At 67.3% G+C, this 16,083-nt stretch carries 14 protein-coding genes; 3 read left to right on the top strand and 11 right to left on the bottom strand.

The window, feature by feature from the left end:
• Positions 1-11: 11 nt before the first annotated feature.
• From murD to ACZ46K_RS16855, 10 genes are all read right to left on the bottom strand, one after another.
• Positions 12-1,514, bottom strand: a complete 1,503-nt coding sequence (murD, locus tag ACZ46K_RS16900) for a UDP-N-acetylmuramoyl-L-alanine--D-glutamate ligase (RefSeq protein WP_464743732.1) — start codon at positions 1,512-1,514, stop codon at positions 12-14.
• Positions 1,515-1,518: 4 nt separating this feature from the next.
• Positions 1,519-2,598: a phospho-N-acetylmuramoyl-pentapeptide-transferase gene (gene mraY, locus ACZ46K_RS16895; protein WP_054807745.1), complete on the bottom strand. Its 1,080-nt coding sequence runs from the start codon at positions 2,596-2,598 to the stop codon at positions 1,519-1,521.
• Entirely contained in the window at positions 2,595-4,121 is a 1,527-nt protein-coding gene (locus tag ACZ46K_RS16890) for a UDP-N-acetylmuramoyl-tripeptide--D-alanyl-D-alanine ligase (RefSeq protein WP_464743730.1), read from the bottom strand. Before ACZ46K_RS16890 ends, mraY begins: the two co-directional genes overlap by 4 nt.
• A complete protein-coding gene (locus tag ACZ46K_RS16885) occupies positions 4,118-5,692 on the bottom strand; it encodes a UDP-N-acetylmuramoyl-L-alanyl-D-glutamate--2,6-diaminopimelate ligase (RefSeq protein WP_464743728.1) in 1,575 nt (524 codons plus the stop codon). Before ACZ46K_RS16885 ends, ACZ46K_RS16890 begins: the two co-directional genes overlap by 4 nt.
• Before the next feature lie 221 nt (positions 5,693-5,913).
• Entirely contained in the window at positions 5,914-7,824 is a 1,911-nt protein-coding gene (locus ACZ46K_RS16880; RefSeq protein WP_464743726.1) for a peptidoglycan D,D-transpeptidase FtsI family protein, read from the bottom strand.
• Entirely contained in the window at positions 7,821-8,696 is an 876-nt protein-coding gene (gene ftsL, locus ACZ46K_RS16875) for a cell division protein FtsL (protein WP_464743724.1), read from the bottom strand. Before ftsL ends, ACZ46K_RS16880 begins: the two co-directional genes overlap by 4 nt.
• A 3-nt stretch (positions 8,697-8,699) precedes the next feature.
• Positions 8,700-9,710 (bottom strand): 16S rRNA (cytosine(1402)-N(4))-methyltransferase RsmH, encoded by a 1,011-nt coding sequence (rsmH, locus tag ACZ46K_RS16870; RefSeq protein ID WP_054807748.1) that lies wholly within the window; start codon positions 9,708-9,710, stop codon positions 8,700-8,702.
• A gap of 240 nt (positions 9,711-9,950) precedes the next feature.
• Positions 9,951-10,382, bottom strand: coding sequence for a division/cell wall cluster transcriptional repressor MraZ (mraZ, locus tag ACZ46K_RS16865; RefSeq protein WP_054807747.1), 432 nt, complete (start codon positions 10,380-10,382; stop codon positions 9,951-9,953).
• A gap of 416 nt (positions 10,383-10,798) precedes the next feature.
• Positions 10,799-11,218, bottom strand: a complete 420-nt coding sequence (locus ACZ46K_RS16860) for a DUF3040 domain-containing protein (protein ID WP_054807746.1) — start codon at positions 11,216-11,218, stop codon at positions 10,799-10,801.
• Positions 11,219-11,394: 176 nt separating this feature from the next.
• Positions 11,395-11,796 (bottom strand): SAV_6107 family HEPN domain-containing protein, encoded by a 402-nt coding sequence (locus ACZ46K_RS16855; protein WP_464743722.1) that lies wholly within the window; start codon positions 11,794-11,796, stop codon positions 11,395-11,397.
• Between the two features lie 252 nt (positions 11,797-12,048).
• Here ACZ46K_RS16855 and ACZ46K_RS16850 point away from each other — a divergent pair, with 252 nt between their 5' ends.
• The 3 genes from ACZ46K_RS16850 to ACZ46K_RS16840 all read left to right on the top strand — a co-directional run bounded on the left by ACZ46K_RS16850 (position 12,049) and on the right by ACZ46K_RS16840 (position 15,070).
• Positions 12,049-12,666, top strand: coding sequence for a GNAT family N-acetyltransferase (locus ACZ46K_RS16850; RefSeq protein ID WP_464743720.1), 618 nt, complete (start codon positions 12,049-12,051; stop codon positions 12,664-12,666).
• Complete coding sequence (locus ACZ46K_RS16845; protein WP_464743718.1) at positions 12,663-14,270, top strand: phytoene desaturase family protein; 1,608 nt, start codon at positions 12,663-12,665, stop codon at positions 14,268-14,270. The genes ACZ46K_RS16850 and ACZ46K_RS16845 overlap by 4 nt, the downstream gene beginning before the upstream one ends.
• A gap of 86 nt (positions 14,271-14,356) precedes the next feature.
• Complete coding sequence (locus tag ACZ46K_RS16840) at positions 14,357-15,070, top strand: LppM family (lipo)protein (protein ID WP_464743716.1); 714 nt, start codon at positions 14,357-14,359, stop codon at positions 15,068-15,070.
• 27 nt (positions 15,071-15,097) lie between these two features.
• Here the strand turns inward: ACZ46K_RS16840 and ACZ46K_RS16835 are convergent, their stop codons facing one another.
• Positions 15,098-16,018, bottom strand: a complete 921-nt coding sequence (locus ACZ46K_RS16835) for a methylenetetrahydrofolate reductase (RefSeq protein WP_054810793.1) — start codon at positions 16,016-16,018, stop codon at positions 15,098-15,100.
• Between the last annotated feature and the right edge of the window lie 65 nt (positions 16,019-16,083).

The following is a 16,083-nucleotide window of genomic DNA, read 5'->3' as shown; positions in this document are numbered from 1 at the left end:
CTGCGGCGAGGTCACCGTGGTGTCCCGCCCCCGCGCAGTTCGTCGACCGCGGCCGTGAAACTGCGGCCACGCTGGGCGTAGTCGGCGAACATGTCGAGCGATGCGGCGGCCGGCGCCAACACGACGGCGTGTCCCGGGGATGCGAGTGCGGCTGCCTCACGGACCGCGATGCGCATCGCGTCGGGCCCGTCGGCGCCGGGTGCGCTCACCCGACGGAGCTCCCGTGGGGGTTCGCCGTCCTGACTGATCATCGACCCATCGTCGCGCGTGTCGACCAGGACCACGGGGATGCCCGGGGCGTGTCGTGCCAGCGCGTCGGCGATCTGGCCGGCATCTCTGCCCAGCAGCACGGCCCCGGTGAGGCGCGACGCGACGTCGGCGACCAGGTCGTCGACGCGCGCCCCTTTGAGCAATCCGCCTGCGATCCACACGACCGCGTCGCGGGCGAGCAGCGAGCTGCGGGCCGCGTGCGGGTTGGTGGCCTTCGAGTCGTCGATGTAGTCGACGCCGTCGACGGTGCCGACCGGTGAGGCACGGTGCGGACCGACCTCGTGTCTGCGGAGTCCGTCGTGCACCGCCGCTTCCGGGACGTCGATCGCGCGGGCCAGTGCGGCAGCGGCCAGCGCGTCGGATAGGCCGGCCGGGCCGGCCGGGGTCACGTCGGCAACCGACGCGAGGACGGCGGAGTCGGCGAACGCTCGGTCGACGAGCACGTCTCCGCTGATTCCGAGCTGTCCTGCGTCCGGGTAGCCGAGGGTGAATCCGACGGTGAGGACGGCCTGTGAGCGCTCGCGGAGTCCACCGGCGATCGCGTCGTCCAGTCCGAGGACTCCGACCGCGCCGGTCAGTGCGCCGAGCTTGGCGTCGATGTAGTTCTCGATGCCGCCGTGCCAGTCGAGGTGGTCTTCGGCGATGTTGAGGATGACGCCGGCCGCGGGCCGCACGGACGGTGCCCAGTGGAGTTGGAAAGACGACAGTTCGACGGCAAGGACGTCGGCTCGGCGGTCGTCTCGCCGCAACGCGTCCAGTACGGGCAGGCCGATGTTGCCGCACGCCACGGAGGATATGCCTGCCGATTCGAGGATCGCGTGCAGCATCATCGTCGTGGTGGTCTTGCCATTCGTGCCGGTCACAACGAGCCATCGTCTGGGCGGGCCGTAGAGCTCGGCCTGGTCGATGCGCCACGACAGTTCGATGTCGCCCCAGATGGGGACTGCGGCACCTGCGGCACGCGAGAGCAGCGGCGCGTCGGGTGGGAAGCCGGGGCTGGTGACGACGAGGGCGTAGTCGCGCATGGTTTCGGTGTTGTCGAGCTGGGTGTCGTCGAGCAGGGTGTCGAGTTCGACGGTGTCGGCGCCGAGCTCGACGCATTGTGCCAGTGCGTCGGGGTTGCGGTCGGTGACGGTCACGCGAGCCCCGAGATCGAGCAATGGCCTGATGGTGGCGCGCCCCGAGATCCCGGCGCCGGCGACGAGAACGTGCGCTCCCCGCAGTCGCTGCAGCTCATCCGTCACGATGTCAGTCTCCGATCGCCGCGAGGTACTCGCTGTAGAACAGCGCGAGGCCCATGGCCGAGGCGATTCCGGCAAGCAGCCAGAATCTGATGATCACCGTGGTCTCGGCCCACCCGCCGAGCTCGAAATGGTGGTGGAACGGTGCCATCCGGAAGACGCGGCGTCTGCTGGACCGGAAGACCGCTACCTGGATGACCACCGACGCGGCCTCGGCGACGAACAGGGCACCGATGACGACCATGAGCAGCTCGGTGCGGGTGGTGACCGACAGACCGGCCAGCATTCCGCCGAGTGCGAGCGAACCGGTGTCGCCCATGAAGATCTTGGCGGGAGCTGCGTTCCACCACAGGAAACCGATGCACGCGGCACCACCGGCGGCGCACAGCAGCGCGAGGTCCAGCGGGTCGCGCACGTCGTAGCATCCGGCGATGGGGTCGACGGCACAGGCATTTCGGTACTGCCAGAACGTGATGATCACGTATGCACCGAGCACGAGCGCCATCGAACCCGCCGCGAGTCCGTCGAGACCGTCGGTGAGGTTCACCGCGTTCGACCACGCACTCACGAGAAGGTAGACGAAGAGGATGAAGACGATCGATCCCATCGACACCGTTGCGATGTCGCGCACATACGACAGGTCGGTGCTCGCGGGCGACAGACCGTCCGAGTTACGGAATTGCAGTGCGAGGATGCCGAACACCACTGCGGCGATCAGCTGACCGACCAGCTTTGCGGTTTTGTTCAGTCCCAGATTGCGTTGCTTACGGATCTTGATGAAGTCGTCGAGGAACCCGACACCACCGAGCGCGGTGGTCAGCCCGAGGACCAGTAGTCCCGACGCCGTCGGTCCTTCTGCGTCATAGCCCAGACCGATCAGGTGCGAACCCCAGTACCCTGCCCACAGGCCCGCCAGGATCGCGACGCCACCCATCGTGGGTGTACCGCGCTTCGCCTGATGACTTTGCGGGCCCTCCACCCTGATCTCCTGGCCGAAGCCCTGCCTGGAGAACGCCTTGATCAACACGGGCGTGAGCAGAATCGACACCGCGAGTGCGATACCCGCGGCGAATAGGATCTGTCTCACCGTGCAGCCTCCGTCTCCAGAACAGCGTTGTCATTTCCGAGCAATGCCTCCGCGACCGACCACAGGCCGACCGACTGCGACGCTTTCACCAATACGATGTCGCCAGGACCGACTTCGTCGCGCAACAGCGCGATCGCCGCATCCGCATCGGGCACGTGGCTTGCTTCCTCGCCCCAGGATCCTTCCATCACCGCGCCTTGGAAAAGACCGCGGACCGGTCGCGTCGCACCGACAGCGATGATGCGGGTGATGTCGAGTCGCACAGCGAACCGGCCGATCGCGTCGTGTTCGACGACGGATTCGTCGCCCAGCTCTCCCATTTCACCGAGAACAGCGAAGGTCCGACGCCGGGTCGGTCCGCTGCGAGCCACGGTCGCGAGCGCCTTCAGTGCGGCTCGCATCGAATCCGGGTTCGCGTTGTATGCGTCGTCGATCACCGTGGCTCCGTCGGCACGGGTGGTCACGGCCATCCGATGCGCCGAGACCGGAGATGCGTCGGACAGGGCGGCGGCGGCCTGTTGCGGCGTGACGCCGCATTCGAGTGCGATCGCGATCGCAGTGAGCGCGTTTCCGACCTGGTGCTCCCCGTGCACGGCGAGCGTGACGGACACACGCTGCTCGGTTCCGGTCGTGCGGTCGGTGATCACGAGGGTAAACGTCGGGCGGGCGTCGCCGTCGAGGGTGATGTCGGTGGCCGCGACCTCCGCCGTGCCGGAGCGTCCGACGGTGACAACCCGCGCGTCGGTCCGCTCCGCCATGCGTGCCACCAGTGTGTCGTCGGCGTTGAGGATCGCGACGCCACCGTCGGCTTCGGACGGGAGGGCTTCGACGAGTTCTCCCTTGGTCTGCGCGATCACTTCCTGCGAGCCGAACTCGCCGAGGTGGGCTGTGCCCACGTTGAGGACAGCACCGATCCGCGGTGGTGCGATCCGTGCGAGCGCAGCAATGTGGCCGGGTCCACGCGCCGACATCTCGAGTACGAGGAACCGGGTGTCGCCGGTGGCGCGCAGCGCGGTCCACGGGTGCCCGAGTTCGTTGTTGAAGGAACCCGGTGGTGCCACTACAGGCCCGAGCGGTGCGAGCACCGCCGCGATGAGGTCTTTCGTGGATGTCTTCCCGGAAGACCCGGTGACTCCGATCACGGTCAGTCCCCCGTCGGCGAGTTCGTCGACGACCACCCGGGCGAGCTTCGCGAGGCCGGCCAGTACTGCCGCACCGGATCCGTCCGCGTCGTGCTCGAGCGCCAGAGCGTTCGTCTCGGTCGCAGCCACGGGTGGGACGACGATCGCGGGCACCCCGACCGGGCGCGCCGCGAGGACCGCGACAGCGCCCGCGGCGATCGCAGCAGCCGCGTGATCGTGACCGTCGGCCTTCGCACCGGGCAACGCGAGGAACAGGCCACCCTGGGCAATCCGACGGGAGTCGAATTCGACTGTTCCGGTTACTTCGACGGCCGGGTCGTCGACGTCGTGCAAGGTCCCCCCGACTGCCTCCGCGATCCGGGCCAGTGTCATCGGGATCATTCTGTGCCTCCGCTGCGCTGATGCCGCTCGATTGCCGTCGCGAGTACCTCACGATCGTCGAACGGATGCTTGACTCCGTCGATCTCCTGGCCACGCTCGTGGCCTTTGCCTGCGACGAGCACGACGTCGCCGGGGCGCGCCCATGCAACGGCTGCGTCGATCGCAGCGGCCCGGTCGCCGATCTCCCGGATCTCGCCACGCCGGTCCTGTCGGAGCGCGTAGGCGCCCTCGAGCACTGCAGCCCGAATCGAGGCGGGGTCTTCGGTCCGGGGATTGTCGTCGGTGACGACGAGGAGCTCCGCTGAGGCCGCGACCGATCCCATGAGCGGACGCTTGCCGCGGTCGCGATCACCGCCCGCGCCGACGACGACGGCGATGCGTCCCGACATGCTGCGTCGCAGGGTGGAGATGACGGCTTCGAGCGCAGCGGGTTTGTGGGCGTAGTCGACGACCGCGAGGAACTCCTGCCCGCAATCGATGCGCTCGACGCGACCCGGGACATCGACGCTCGCGACTCCTCGAGCGGCCACGTCGACGTCGACACCGACCGAGGCGCAGAGCGCAACTGCGAGTGCGGCGTTGGCGATGTTGTACCGACCCGGCAACCGCACGCCGACTCGATGGACCACCCCGTCGGGCCCGGTCAAACTGAATTCCTGGGCGCCCGCGGGATCGGACGCCGCGTCGGACACCGACCAGTCCGCGACGGTGTCCCGAGCCTCGTCGGTCGACACCGTCCGCACACCGGCGGGATCGTCCTCGTTCGCAGAGCGCGCGATCTCGGCCATGCGCGTGCCCCAGTCGTCATCGACACACACGACGGCACGGTGGGCGTGAACAGGCGAGTCGGGCGCGAACAGGCGTGCCTTGGCCGCAAAATAGTCGTCGAAATCCTTGTGGAAGTCGAGGTGATCCTGCGACAGATTCGTGAATCCTCCGACTGCGAACTCGGTGGCGGCGACCCGGCCGAGGGCAAGCGCGTGGCTCGATACCTCCATCACCACCGTGTCGACGCCGTGTTCGAGCATCGTGGCGAACAGCGCGTGAAGTTGCGGAGCTTCGGGGGTGGTCAATGCGCTGGGTACTCGCTGGCCTGCGATGCGCGTCTCGACGGTGCCCACGAGCCCGGTGACGCGACCGGACGCATTCAGGCCCGCTTCGACGAGATAGGACGTCGTGGTCTTGCCCGACGTTCCGGTGATACCGATGACCTGCATCCGTTCGGACGGGTGTCCGTACACGGTGGCCGACGCGACGCCCAGCACCGAACGGGGGTCCGGGTGTACCAGCACCTGCACCGGACCGGATCCTTGGGCTGCGGCCGCGACGGCCTCGACTCCTTCACTGTCGGTGAGGACGGCGACGGCGCCGCGCTCGAGTGCGGTGTCGGTGAAGGCTGCGCCGTGCGCGCGAGCGCCCGGCAACGCGGCGAAGAGGTCACCCGGCCGGATGCGCTGGGCGCTCAGGTCGATCCCGGTCACGACCCCCCCGGTAGCACCGGAAGTCACACCGGGCCCCACCGCGACGAGGTCGGCGCCGATGGCGTCGGCCAGATCCCGGAGGGAGGTCATCGGCGGATTCTCGGGTCGGCGTCCCTCCTCTGGAGCAGACGGATCCGGACTCGATGGCACAGGTACAAGTTCCTCTCTTGCGGCATCCCGCTGCTGTTCTCGATCGGTGCGGACTACAACCGCAGTGTCACGTTACCGACGTGTCAGGTTACCCAGACTGCGAGGATGTACCGACACCTGTCCGCACTCTCGGAGATGAGCGGCCGTCCGGACATCGGAAATCAATCGACCTGGAGAATCAGCTTGCCACCCGGGTCCGGCGACAGAGGCACCGCAGCGCGCTGGAGCAGCCACGACGCGATGTCTCGGAACAGCGGAGCCGCGGATTGACCGCCGGTGCCGTCGGAGCTGCGTGTGGGCGCATCGAGCATGATCCCGATCACGTACTTCGGGTCGTCCGACGGCGCGATGCCCGCGAAGGTGATCCAGTAGTCCGAGTTCGAGTAGCACCCGCACTCGGGGTCGATCTGCTGGGCGGTGCCGGTCTTGCCTGCGATCTGGTAGCCCTCGATCGCGGCCTGCGCTCCCGTGCCCTGTTGATTTCCGGTGTCGGATTGGACGACCGACCGGAACATGTCGCGTACCGTCGCCGCCGTCTGTGGACTGACCACACGGATCGGTTCGGGCGATTCCGTTTCGGTGCGAGTTCCGTCGGGACCGATGGTCGCGTTGACGATGCGAGGCGGGATGCGCTCACCGTCGTTGGCGATCGCCTGATAGATCCCGGTCATCTGCAGCAGCGTCATCGACAGACCCTGTCCGATCGGAAGGTTTGCGAACGTACCGCCCGACCACTGCTCGCGACTGGGTACCAATCCTGCGGACTCACCCGGGAGTCCCACCTCGGTGCGCTGCCCGAGACCGAACAGGTCGAGCATGTCGGCGAATCGGTCCTCGCCGACCCGATCCGCGAGCATCAGCGTGCCCACGTTGGACGACTTCCCGAATACTCCGGTGGAGGTGTACGGCACGACGCCGTGGTCCCAGGCGTCCTTGACCGTGACACCCGACATGTCGATGCTGCCGGGGACCTGTAGGACCTCGTCCGGCGTCGTGAGGCCGTCCTCGATAGCGGCAGCGGCCGTGATGATCTTGTTGACCGAGCCCGGTTCGAATGGCGAAGCAACCGCCGGATTGCCCTGCTCTGCGGATGCCGGATTGTTGGCGACGCCGATGGACGGGTCGAACGTGCTGTCGTTGGACATCGCGAGGACCTGACCGGTGTGTGCATCGAGCACCACGGCCGACGCATGCTCGGCGCCGGACAGGTCCTTCGCTCGCTGCACCTGCTGCTGCACGTGGTACTGGATGTCGTTGTCGATGGTGAGCTCGATGGACGAACCGTCCACGGCGGGGTGCTGGTCGCGCCAGCTTCCCGGAATCACCACACCGTCCGAACCTCGGTCGTAGGTGGATGATCCATCGGTACCGGCGAGGGCCGAGTCCATGGAGGCCTCGAGTCCGATGAGTCCGTACCCGTCCCACCCGGTCGCGCCCACGATGTTCGCCGCGAGCGCTCCAGCGGGGTACAGCCGGATGTCCTGCCGCTCGAGACCCACCATGCTGTATTCGTCGACGATGCCTGCCGCCACACCCGGGTCCACCCCGCGTGCGAGGTAGACGAACGTCTCGTCGCTCTCGAGTTTGTCGAGGACATCCTTCTTCGGCGCGGCAGCACCGAGCGCCGCGTGCAGCGCGTCCGCCACCCCCTCGAGGTACTCGGACACCTCGGGCTGCGACGGATCCTTCGCCCTGGCCTCGCTCAGCTCGTTGCGGACGCGGACGGGCTGGAACGTGATCGCCTTCGCTTCCATCGTGTAGGCGAGGGGGTTGCCGTTCCGGTCGCTGATCGTTCCACGCGTCGCCGGTTCGACGAGCCTGGTCGTGCGCTGACTTGCAGCCTCCGCAGACAGCTTCGGCGCCTGGAACAGCTGAATCGACAGCAATTGCGCGGCTGCGAGCCCGAGAATTGCGAAGATCGCCCAGAGACCGAGTTTGTTCCGGAACTGGAATGCCGTGGTGTCGGTCCGGCGGCGACTCGGGCGCCATCCCGCGCCCCCTGGTGCGGGCCGACGCCTGGGAGCACTACCGCGCGGACGAGCCGCACGGCGAGGGGTGGGGCCGGTCCTCACCGCTGTCCGGCCTCCGATCCCACCGGCTCACCCATCCGGGGAGCCTCGGGCTGCGGCAGTTCACTCACAGGCATCGATTGTTCCGCTTCAGCGGGAGGAACCGTGACATTCTCGGGCTGCGGCGTGGCGCCGCTCTCCGGGCGTTCTGCGGCGGTCTCGTGTGCCGGGCCGACATCGACACCCGGCTCGGACTCTCCGACGGGAGCCTGCCCCGCCGGGTCGGATGCGCGGGGCGCCTCTGCAGCTGCCGCGGCACGCTGTTCGGCATCCACCGCGTCGGGTGAATCCACAGCGCCGCGGGGTTCCGGCTGCTCACCCGAGGGCGACAGCGGCCTTGGATTCTCCCGTCCGGCGCTTCCCGCGAGCGGAGGCTGCACATCACTCCGCGGCTCCGGCGCGTTCAGCGGCGCCGGCGGAGCGCCCTGCGCGGCCACCGGTTCACCGACGACCTGCACCGAACCGTCCTCTCCCACCACGAGCCGTGCGGCCTGCCCCGTCGGGATCATGCCGAGTTCGGCAGCATGCTGCGCGAGCACCGGAGCGGTCAGGCCCGCTTCGACGTCGCGCTGCAGCACTGCCCGCTGCTGGAGGAGACTCTCGTTGTAGGCGCGCGCGGCACTGAGCTGGTAGGAGTCCTCGGCGGCCCGTGTCGTCAGGAGCAGTGTCACCATCATCCCGACCGCGAGCATCGCGATGATACTGGCCACGAATGGGATGCGTGTCGCGACGCGGCGCGCACCGGTGGTGCGTCCGCGGGTCTCGGTGGGAGAGATCGACTGCGCTGCCCGCTGATTGCGTCGCTGGTAGGCACGCTGCGCTGCCGTCGATCGAGCCTGCCGAGGTCGCGGCGGTGATGGCACCTGCAGGGTCATCGGTTACCTCCTGGCGATTCGTTCTGCGGCACGCAGTCGGACGGGCGCCGAGCGTGGGTTCTTGTCGATCTCCTCGTCGGACGCGCGCTCTGCACCCCGAGTCAGGATCCGCAGTTCCGGCCCCATTCCGGGCAGCTCCACCGGGAGCCCCTCGGGGCTACGGGATTTCGAGCGCGGTGTCAGCTCCTGCTTGACGACACGATCTTCGAGGGACTGGTAGGACATGAACACGACCCGACCCCCGATCGCGAGGGAATCGAGTGCCGCCGGAATCGCGGCACGCAACGAGTCCAGCTCACTGTTGACCTCGACGCGAAGAGCCTGGAATGTGCGTTTGGCGGGGTGTCCACCGGTGCGTCGCGACGCGGCGGGAATCGTCCGGTACAGCAGTTCGACGAGCTCTCCACTGTTCTGGAAGGGCGATTTCTCGCGCGCACGCAGAATCTCGGAGGCGATCTTGCCGGCGAATCGCTCCTCGCCGTAGGTGCTGAGAATCCGGGCGAGATCACCGTGCCCGTAGGTATTGAGCACGTCCGCGGCCGTGATGCCCGCAGTGGGGTCCATGCGCATGTCCAGCGGCGCATCCTTCGAGTACGCAAATCCGCGATCGGTCTCGTCGAGCTGCATCGACGACACGCCGAGATCGAACAGGATCGCGTGCACCGACCCGATCCGATCGAGCCCCACCCGATCGAGTGCATCGGCAATGCCGTCGTAGCGGGTGTGGACCAGATCTGTGCGGTCGGAGAACTCGGCCAGACGACCTCGCGCGATGTCCAGTGCATCAGGATCGCGATCGAGTCCTACCAACCGGAGCCCGGGAAACTCGCGCAGGAAATGTTCGGAGTGTCCACCCAGCCCGAGGGTGGCATCGATGTACACGGCACCTGCCCCGCCCGGACCGGCTCCTTCGATGGCCGGACCGAGAAGCTCCACGGCTCGATCGAGCAGTACCGGGACGTGGCCGAATCCGTCGCTGCCCGTCTGCGCAGCGTCATCCTCGCCGTCCACCATGTGGTCCTCCGAAATCCTGCTCGTTCGATGCGGGCCACCCGGGCCGTTCGATCTTGATGGTGGGTCGGATGGTCTGGATATGGCGGCGGCGAATGCCAGGAGGTCTCTGTCCGATACCGGAGACCTGACACTGGGGAAGTGTGTCAGGGCATCCGTTCCGTACCTGGCGCCGGGGAAGTGCGTCAGGGACGGTCCCGGGCAGAGGCCTCACGGCACTCGCCGCGCGGAGCCGAAGATCCGTCACAATATGTCGCGAAGTACCTCGTCCCTTGCTTCGGAGAAACCCTCCTCGTGCTCGGCCAGGTACGCCTCCCACGACTCGGCGTTCCATATCTCGAGGTAGTTGACGGAACCGATCACCACGCAGTCCTTCGTCAGCCCCGCGTAGGTCCGATGCGACGCGGACAACGTGATGCGTCCCTGCGAATCGGGACGCTGCTCATCCGTGCTCGATGCAAGGTTTCGCAGATATGCACGCATATTGGGGTTGCTGCGGGACGCAGCGGCCGCACGCTCGGCAAGCGCAGCGAATTCATCGCGCGGATACACGGTCAGGCTGTGATCCTGCCCTTTGGTGATCATCAACCCTCCCGCCAGTTCGTCTCGATACTTCGCCGGCAGCGTGAGCCGGCCTTTGTCGTCCAACTTCGGCGTGTAGGTACCGAGAAACACCCGGAACCTCCCGCCTGTGCCGGACGGATTCTTTCGCTGTGCGGCGGAAACACTCTCGCTCTCCGCCGCGCCCCACAGTACCCCACTTCGCCCCACCAGTATCCGATTAATGGGCGCTCCATGGGCGTGTTGTTCTTGAAATCCCTGGTCAGCAAAGGTGGGTCGAGGTGGGCCACGCCCGTGTCCGTGACGGGAACCGCGCGGATGCCCTATGTGTGATGCACGCCCGACCGCGGCAGAACGCCGGGAAACCGCGGGTCCACTTGATAGATCCGGCCACCCGGAACGGTGTCGGTGCCCCCACGTGGGGCGAGGTGGGGGCGCGAACGAGAACGACCCTCACGCGCAGCAAGGGCGCGACCCGTGACGGGTCGCGCCCTTGCTGCATACGTAGCGCGCGCTGCGCGCGCATCATGTCACTCTTGTTCGAAGCGACGCCGGAAGCGCTCCTCCATCCGATGCGTAAAGCCGTCCGAAGACTTCTTCCGACCCCGAGTGGAGGCTTTACCACTCTTTCCGGAATCCGCTCCGCTGGATGCGGCACCAGAAGTGGACCGGTGCCGACCGTCGACCAGCACGAGGACTCCCGCACCGAACATCACGAGAAACCCGAGCAGGCTGATGATCGGGAACCCACCCGGCTTGACCGGTAGGGCAACTCCCGCAATAAGCAACGTCAAACCCAATGCGAACAATGCGCCGGCCTGCAGCCGTCGCCTGTTCGACGCCATTCCCAGTCGCTTTCCGCGAACGGTCGAGGCGAACTTGGGATCCTCAGCATAGAGCGCGCTCTCGATCTGATCGAGCATGCGCTGCTCGTGCTCGGAGAGTGGCACGGTACCTCCCCCGGCACTAAACGGTGGCCGCCGGACCCGGTGGGACGAATCCGGCGGGGCGCCGACATCACGGCCGCCTGAGTCAATGATACGAGCACATTTCGTCCGGGACCACCAACTACGAAAGTTGGTTCGATCTCCCGGGGCGAAAAATGGCGTTCGGCCAGGGATCAACGTCACATGCGGGGCGCGGTTCCGCTCTCAGCGGACACATAGTTCTCGACGTCATGCAGGAAGCGTCCGACCTCGTCGTAGAAAATCGATGCGTCCTCGGCGCCGACCGCCCGCTGCGCCCCGGCCTCGACTGCAGCACGCGTGGCCGATCGATCGGCGAAGAAGTCGGCCCAGCCTGCGAACGCGTCGTCCGCACGGATCATCATCACCCAGGCATTTCGGGTCACAGGCCTCCGCTTCGGCCGTTGCGGCGCCCTCAACTCCGCTGCCGCGACGACCGCGCCCGCGCCGCGCAGCGCCGCGAGGTAGGACAACCGGAATCGTTCACCGGGAGCGTCGGCGCCTGCCGCTCCGGACAACAGTTCGTCCGCCTTGCGCAACAGCGATGCGGCGCGCGCCGACATCGACGGTCCTACACAGGCCCCGGGGACCCGTCCGCCGACGACCTGATGTGATCTTGATCTCGCGGTGTTCGGCGCTGCCATGACTCACGCACCTTCCCTGCCCTGCCGCAGTACGGCTCCGGCCCGGAGGATCCGGGGATGTTCGCTTCCCTCGAACATCCCCGGATCACCGACATCGAACATAAGTTCGACGTATTCAATATAGCTGGACCCACCGACACGTCGTCAAGGGAAGGCGGTCTCCGTCCCCACATGAGCACTGACCCGAATCGGCACGACCCGAAGCCGATACTCGTCGACCTCACTCCAGCGGAGTTCCGGACCCACCTGCCCGAACTCCTGTCCGTCTACGTCACCGCCATGCGATACCCGCGTGGCACCGAACACCACCGGGCACCGATGTGGTCGGAGCATGCCGACCGCGACGGCTGGCACGCCGTCGCCGCGATGATGCCCGGCGAACCCAGCACCTTCGTCGGGATCGCCTACGGCTATCACGGGCATCCCCACCAGTGGTGGAACCAGCAGGTACGCACTGGGATGACTCACGCAGGAATGTCCCCGGACTCGATCGATGCGCTGCTCCGCGACTACTTCGAGCTGACCGAACTGCACGTGTGGCCCGACGCTCAAGGCCACCGCATCGGCGAGGCACTGCTCCGCAGATTGCTCAGAGATCGCACCGAGGAAGCGGTCCTTCTGTCGACCCCCGAGGTTGCCGAAGAGGACAACCGCGCGTGGCGTCTCTACCGACGTTTCGGCTTCCGCGATGTGGTCCGCCGGTTCGTATTCACCGGCGACTCCCGGCCTTTCGCGGTTCTCGGTCGCGCGCTGCCGATGGATGCAGACCCGTCCGAGGCGCCGAGATGACCAGCGCGGATGGTTCGGTGCTCGACGCCGTCGTCGTCGGTTCCGGCCATAACGCACTCGTCTCTGCCTGCTATCTGGCCCGGGAAGGCTGGTCTGTCGAGGTGCTCGAGCGCGACGCGGTACTCGGTGGGGCAGTCTCGACCGTGGAGCGATTTCCCGGATACGCGGTCGACCGCGGGTCGTCGGCACACATCATGATCCGACATTCGGGCATACTCGAGGAACTCGATCTGGCCTCCCACGGCCTGCGTTACATCGACTGCGATCCGTGGGCCTTCGCCCCGCCTCCGGTCAGCAGCGACCGGCCGGGCATCGTCTTCCACCGCGACCTCGACCGCACCTGTGCGTCGATCGCGGCCGCCTGCGGGGCCCGCGACGCCGACGCCTACCGCCGCTTCGTGCGCGACTGGGGTCCACGGACCGCCGCGATCATGAAATCGTTCGCAGCGCCACCCACCGCCCGCCACCTCGTCCCAGCCTTCAGTGGACTCGACCTGGGCGGCGGCGCACTCGATCTGTCGCGGCGATTCCTCACCTCGGGCGACGCCCTGCTCGACGAATACTTCGACGACGAACCGCTCAAGGCCGCGCTCGCCTGGTTCGGTGCACAGTCCGGGCCACCGATGTCCGAGCCCGGCACCGCACCCATGGTCGGGTTCGCCGCACTGATGCACACGCTGCCCCCGGGTCGCGCCGTCGGTGGCAGTGGCGCACTCACACAAGCCCTCGCGTCCCGACTCGCCTCCGACGGAGGTTTCGTGACCTGCAGCGACGCCGCGGTGGAGATTCGTCGTACAGGCGAGAGTTGGACTGTCCACACCGAGTCCGGACGGATCATCTCCGCCCGTACCGTCATCGCCGGATGCCACATCCTCACCACACTCGACATGCTCGAGCGCGGCGGATTCGACGCTTCTCGGATCGAGGGGTGGCGACGACGCATCCGGGTCGGCCCGGGCATCGGCATGGCGCTCCGGCTCGGAACCAGCTCGCTCCCCCGCTACCGCGGCGCTCCCGGCGACGGCGGCGACACCACCGGGCTGCAGCTGCTGGTCGACGACCGTGCCCAACTTCGTCTCGCGCACGGCGCGGCGCTCGCCGGCGAGTTGCCGCCGACACCTGCCGTTCTGGCGATGAGTTTCTCCGCTCTCGATCCGTCGATCGCACCGCCCGGCGAGCATCAGATCACCCTGTGGTCGCAGTGGCATCCCTACCGGCTCAGCGATGGGCGGAGTTGGAAGTCGGAGGCGGCCGCGGAGACCGACCGGATCATCGCCGAGATGGAGAAGCGAGCGCCCGGCTTCGCTGCGGACATCCGCCGTATACACACGCAGACGCCTGCAGACATCGAACGCGAGATGGGCCTGATCGGCGGCAACGTCATGCACGTCGAGATGACACTCGACCAGATGTTCTTCTGGCGTCCCGTCCCCGAGCTGTCCGGCTACCGGGTTCCGGGCGCCGCCGGGTTGTATCTCACCGGTGCGTCGATGCACCCCGGAGGCGGAGTATCGGGATCGAGCGGGCGCAGCGCCGCACGCGTCGCGCTCGGCGACACCGGCGGTGGCCTGCTACGCCGAACTCTCGGCAGGCTCTCACGGTGATTCCGGCTCGTCATACCGGGCCCGGCGACGCGCCGGATCGGACCCGATGGTCCGACCGCGCTACACCGACCTGGCACCATGTCCCTGTGCCGCCGTCCTCCACATCTGTTCGCCCCACCGTCATCCGTCGCCGGCTCATCGCCGCACTCGGACTTCTGATCCTGCTGGTTCCCGTGCTCACCGGATGCCTCCGTGTGCAGACGACAATGGGAATCTCGTCCGACGATCGGGTCTCCGGCCAGATCGTCGCGGCGACCATCCCGATCGACGAGAACGACAAAGGCCCGGAACTCACCGTTCCGTCGGCCTTGGCGCGGAAAGTGCGCGTTCAGGAGTACGCACAGGACGGTTACGTCGGCAGCCAGGTCTTCTTCAGCGACCTGACCTTCGGTGACGTACAGCAACTTGCAACCATGTCCGATCAGAGCGCAGGATCCTTCCAGCTCTCGCTGCAGCGTTCCGGTGATCTCGTGTCGCTCACCGGGCGGGTCGATCTCGAAGCGGCGCCCGAACGCGGCACCGACGTCCAGTTCACCATCGCCTTTCCCGCGCGTGTGGCCACCACGAACGGCGACCGCGAGTCCGATTCGATCGTCTCGTGGAAGTTGCCCGCGGGCGAAGTGAGCACGCTCCGCGCAGAAGTGCGTTACTCCGACCCCAATACCCGCGGATTCGCGGGCTGGGCCGGGATCGTGGCGGGTGGCGCCATGGCTGTCACGCTGCTGATCGGCGCGCTGGCCTGGTTCACTCGCAACCCCGCCACCGCACGAACATCATCGAACGGTCCGGACTGGTCCTGATCTGCGCGGCGCTCGCTGTCGCGGGGATCAGGCCGGTTGCGCAGCAGGCGCCGGCATCTCGATGCCGAGGCGCGTGAGTACCTCACTGGTCGCTCTCGCGAAGTTCAATGTGATGAAGTGCAGGCAGGGAGCGCCTTCCGAGATGAGCCGTTCGCACATCTCGGTGGCCACATCGATGCCGACCTCTCGCACGGCTGCCCGGTTCTCCTCCGGCCCGTCGCCGGCCGCCCGCACCAGGCGCTCCTCGAGCGCCACCGGAAGCTTCGATCCGGACAGCTCCAAGCTGCGGCGCGCCGTTCGCAGCGACGTGATCGGCATGATCTCGGGAATGATCGGTTTCGCGGCCTGCTCTGCGTCGAACGCGGCAATGCGGTCGCGCAACCTCAGGTAGTGCTCGACGTCGAAGAACATCTGGGTGATGGAATATTCGGCACCTGCGCGGAGCTTGTTCGCCAGGAATCGGGTGTCGTGATCGAGATCGGGTGAGCGGTGATGCCCTTCCGGGAACGATGCCACCCCGACGTGGAAGTCGCCCAGATCGCGCACGAGTCGCACCAGTTCGTCGGCGTGCGCGAGCCCCACGGGGTGCTGTTCCCACTCGCCGAGCGGATTTCCGGGCGGGTCGCCGCGCAGCGCCAGGATATTCGTGATACCACGATCCGCGTAGGCACCGACCATCGCCCGGAGTTCGTCGACGCTGTGTCCGACGGCGGTGAGATGCGCCACCGGCAGCAGCGTCGTCGCTTCTGCGAGCTCGCCTGTCACGCGGACCGTGCGGTCGCGCGTCGAGCCGCCCGCCCCATATGTCATCGAGACGAACGCGGGACCGAGCCGCTCGAACACCCGGACAGCGCGCCACAGGCGAGCCTCGGCGTCTGCGTCGCGGGGCGGAGAGAATTCGACGGAGAACGGAATGCGCCGACCGGGTGGGTCGCCGAGACGATCCACGATCGACGGAGTGCGCGAGTCACCGACCTGCGCGACTCGCTCGGCGCCTCCGGTCGCCGCGCCTT

The organism is Rhodococcus sp. JCM 9793, from assembly GCF_055380405.1.
The sequence above is the reverse complement of the archived record's forward strand: the minus strand, read 5'-3'. Positions and strand labels throughout refer to the sequence as shown.

Coding starts and splice junctions, on each gene's coding strand:
- ACZ46K_RS16845 (WP_464743718.1), top strand. CDS start 12,663: ATGACCAGCGCGGATGGTTCGGTGCTCGACGCCGTCGTCGTCGGTTCC.
- ACZ46K_RS16855 (WP_464743722.1), bottom strand. CDS start 11,796: ATGTCGGCGCGCGCCGCATCGCTGTTGCGCAAGGCGGACGAACTGTTG.
- ACZ46K_RS16850 (WP_464743720.1), top strand. CDS start 12,049: ATGAGCACTGACCCGAATCGGCACGACCCGAAGCCGATACTCGTCGAC.
- rsmH (WP_054807748.1), bottom strand. CDS start 9,710: ATGGTGGACGGCGAGGATGACGCTGCGCAGACGGGCAGCGACGGATTC.
- ftsL (WP_464743724.1), bottom strand. CDS start 8,696: ATGACCCTGCAGGTGCCATCACCGCCGCGACCTCGGCAGGCTCGATCG.
- ACZ46K_RS16885 (WP_464743728.1), bottom strand. CDS start 5,692: ATGACCTCCCTCCGGGATCTGGCCGACGCCATCGGCGCCGACCTCGTC.
- ACZ46K_RS16890 (WP_464743730.1), bottom strand. CDS start 4,121: ATGATCCCGATGACACTGGCCCGGATCGCGGAGGCAGTCGGGGGGACC.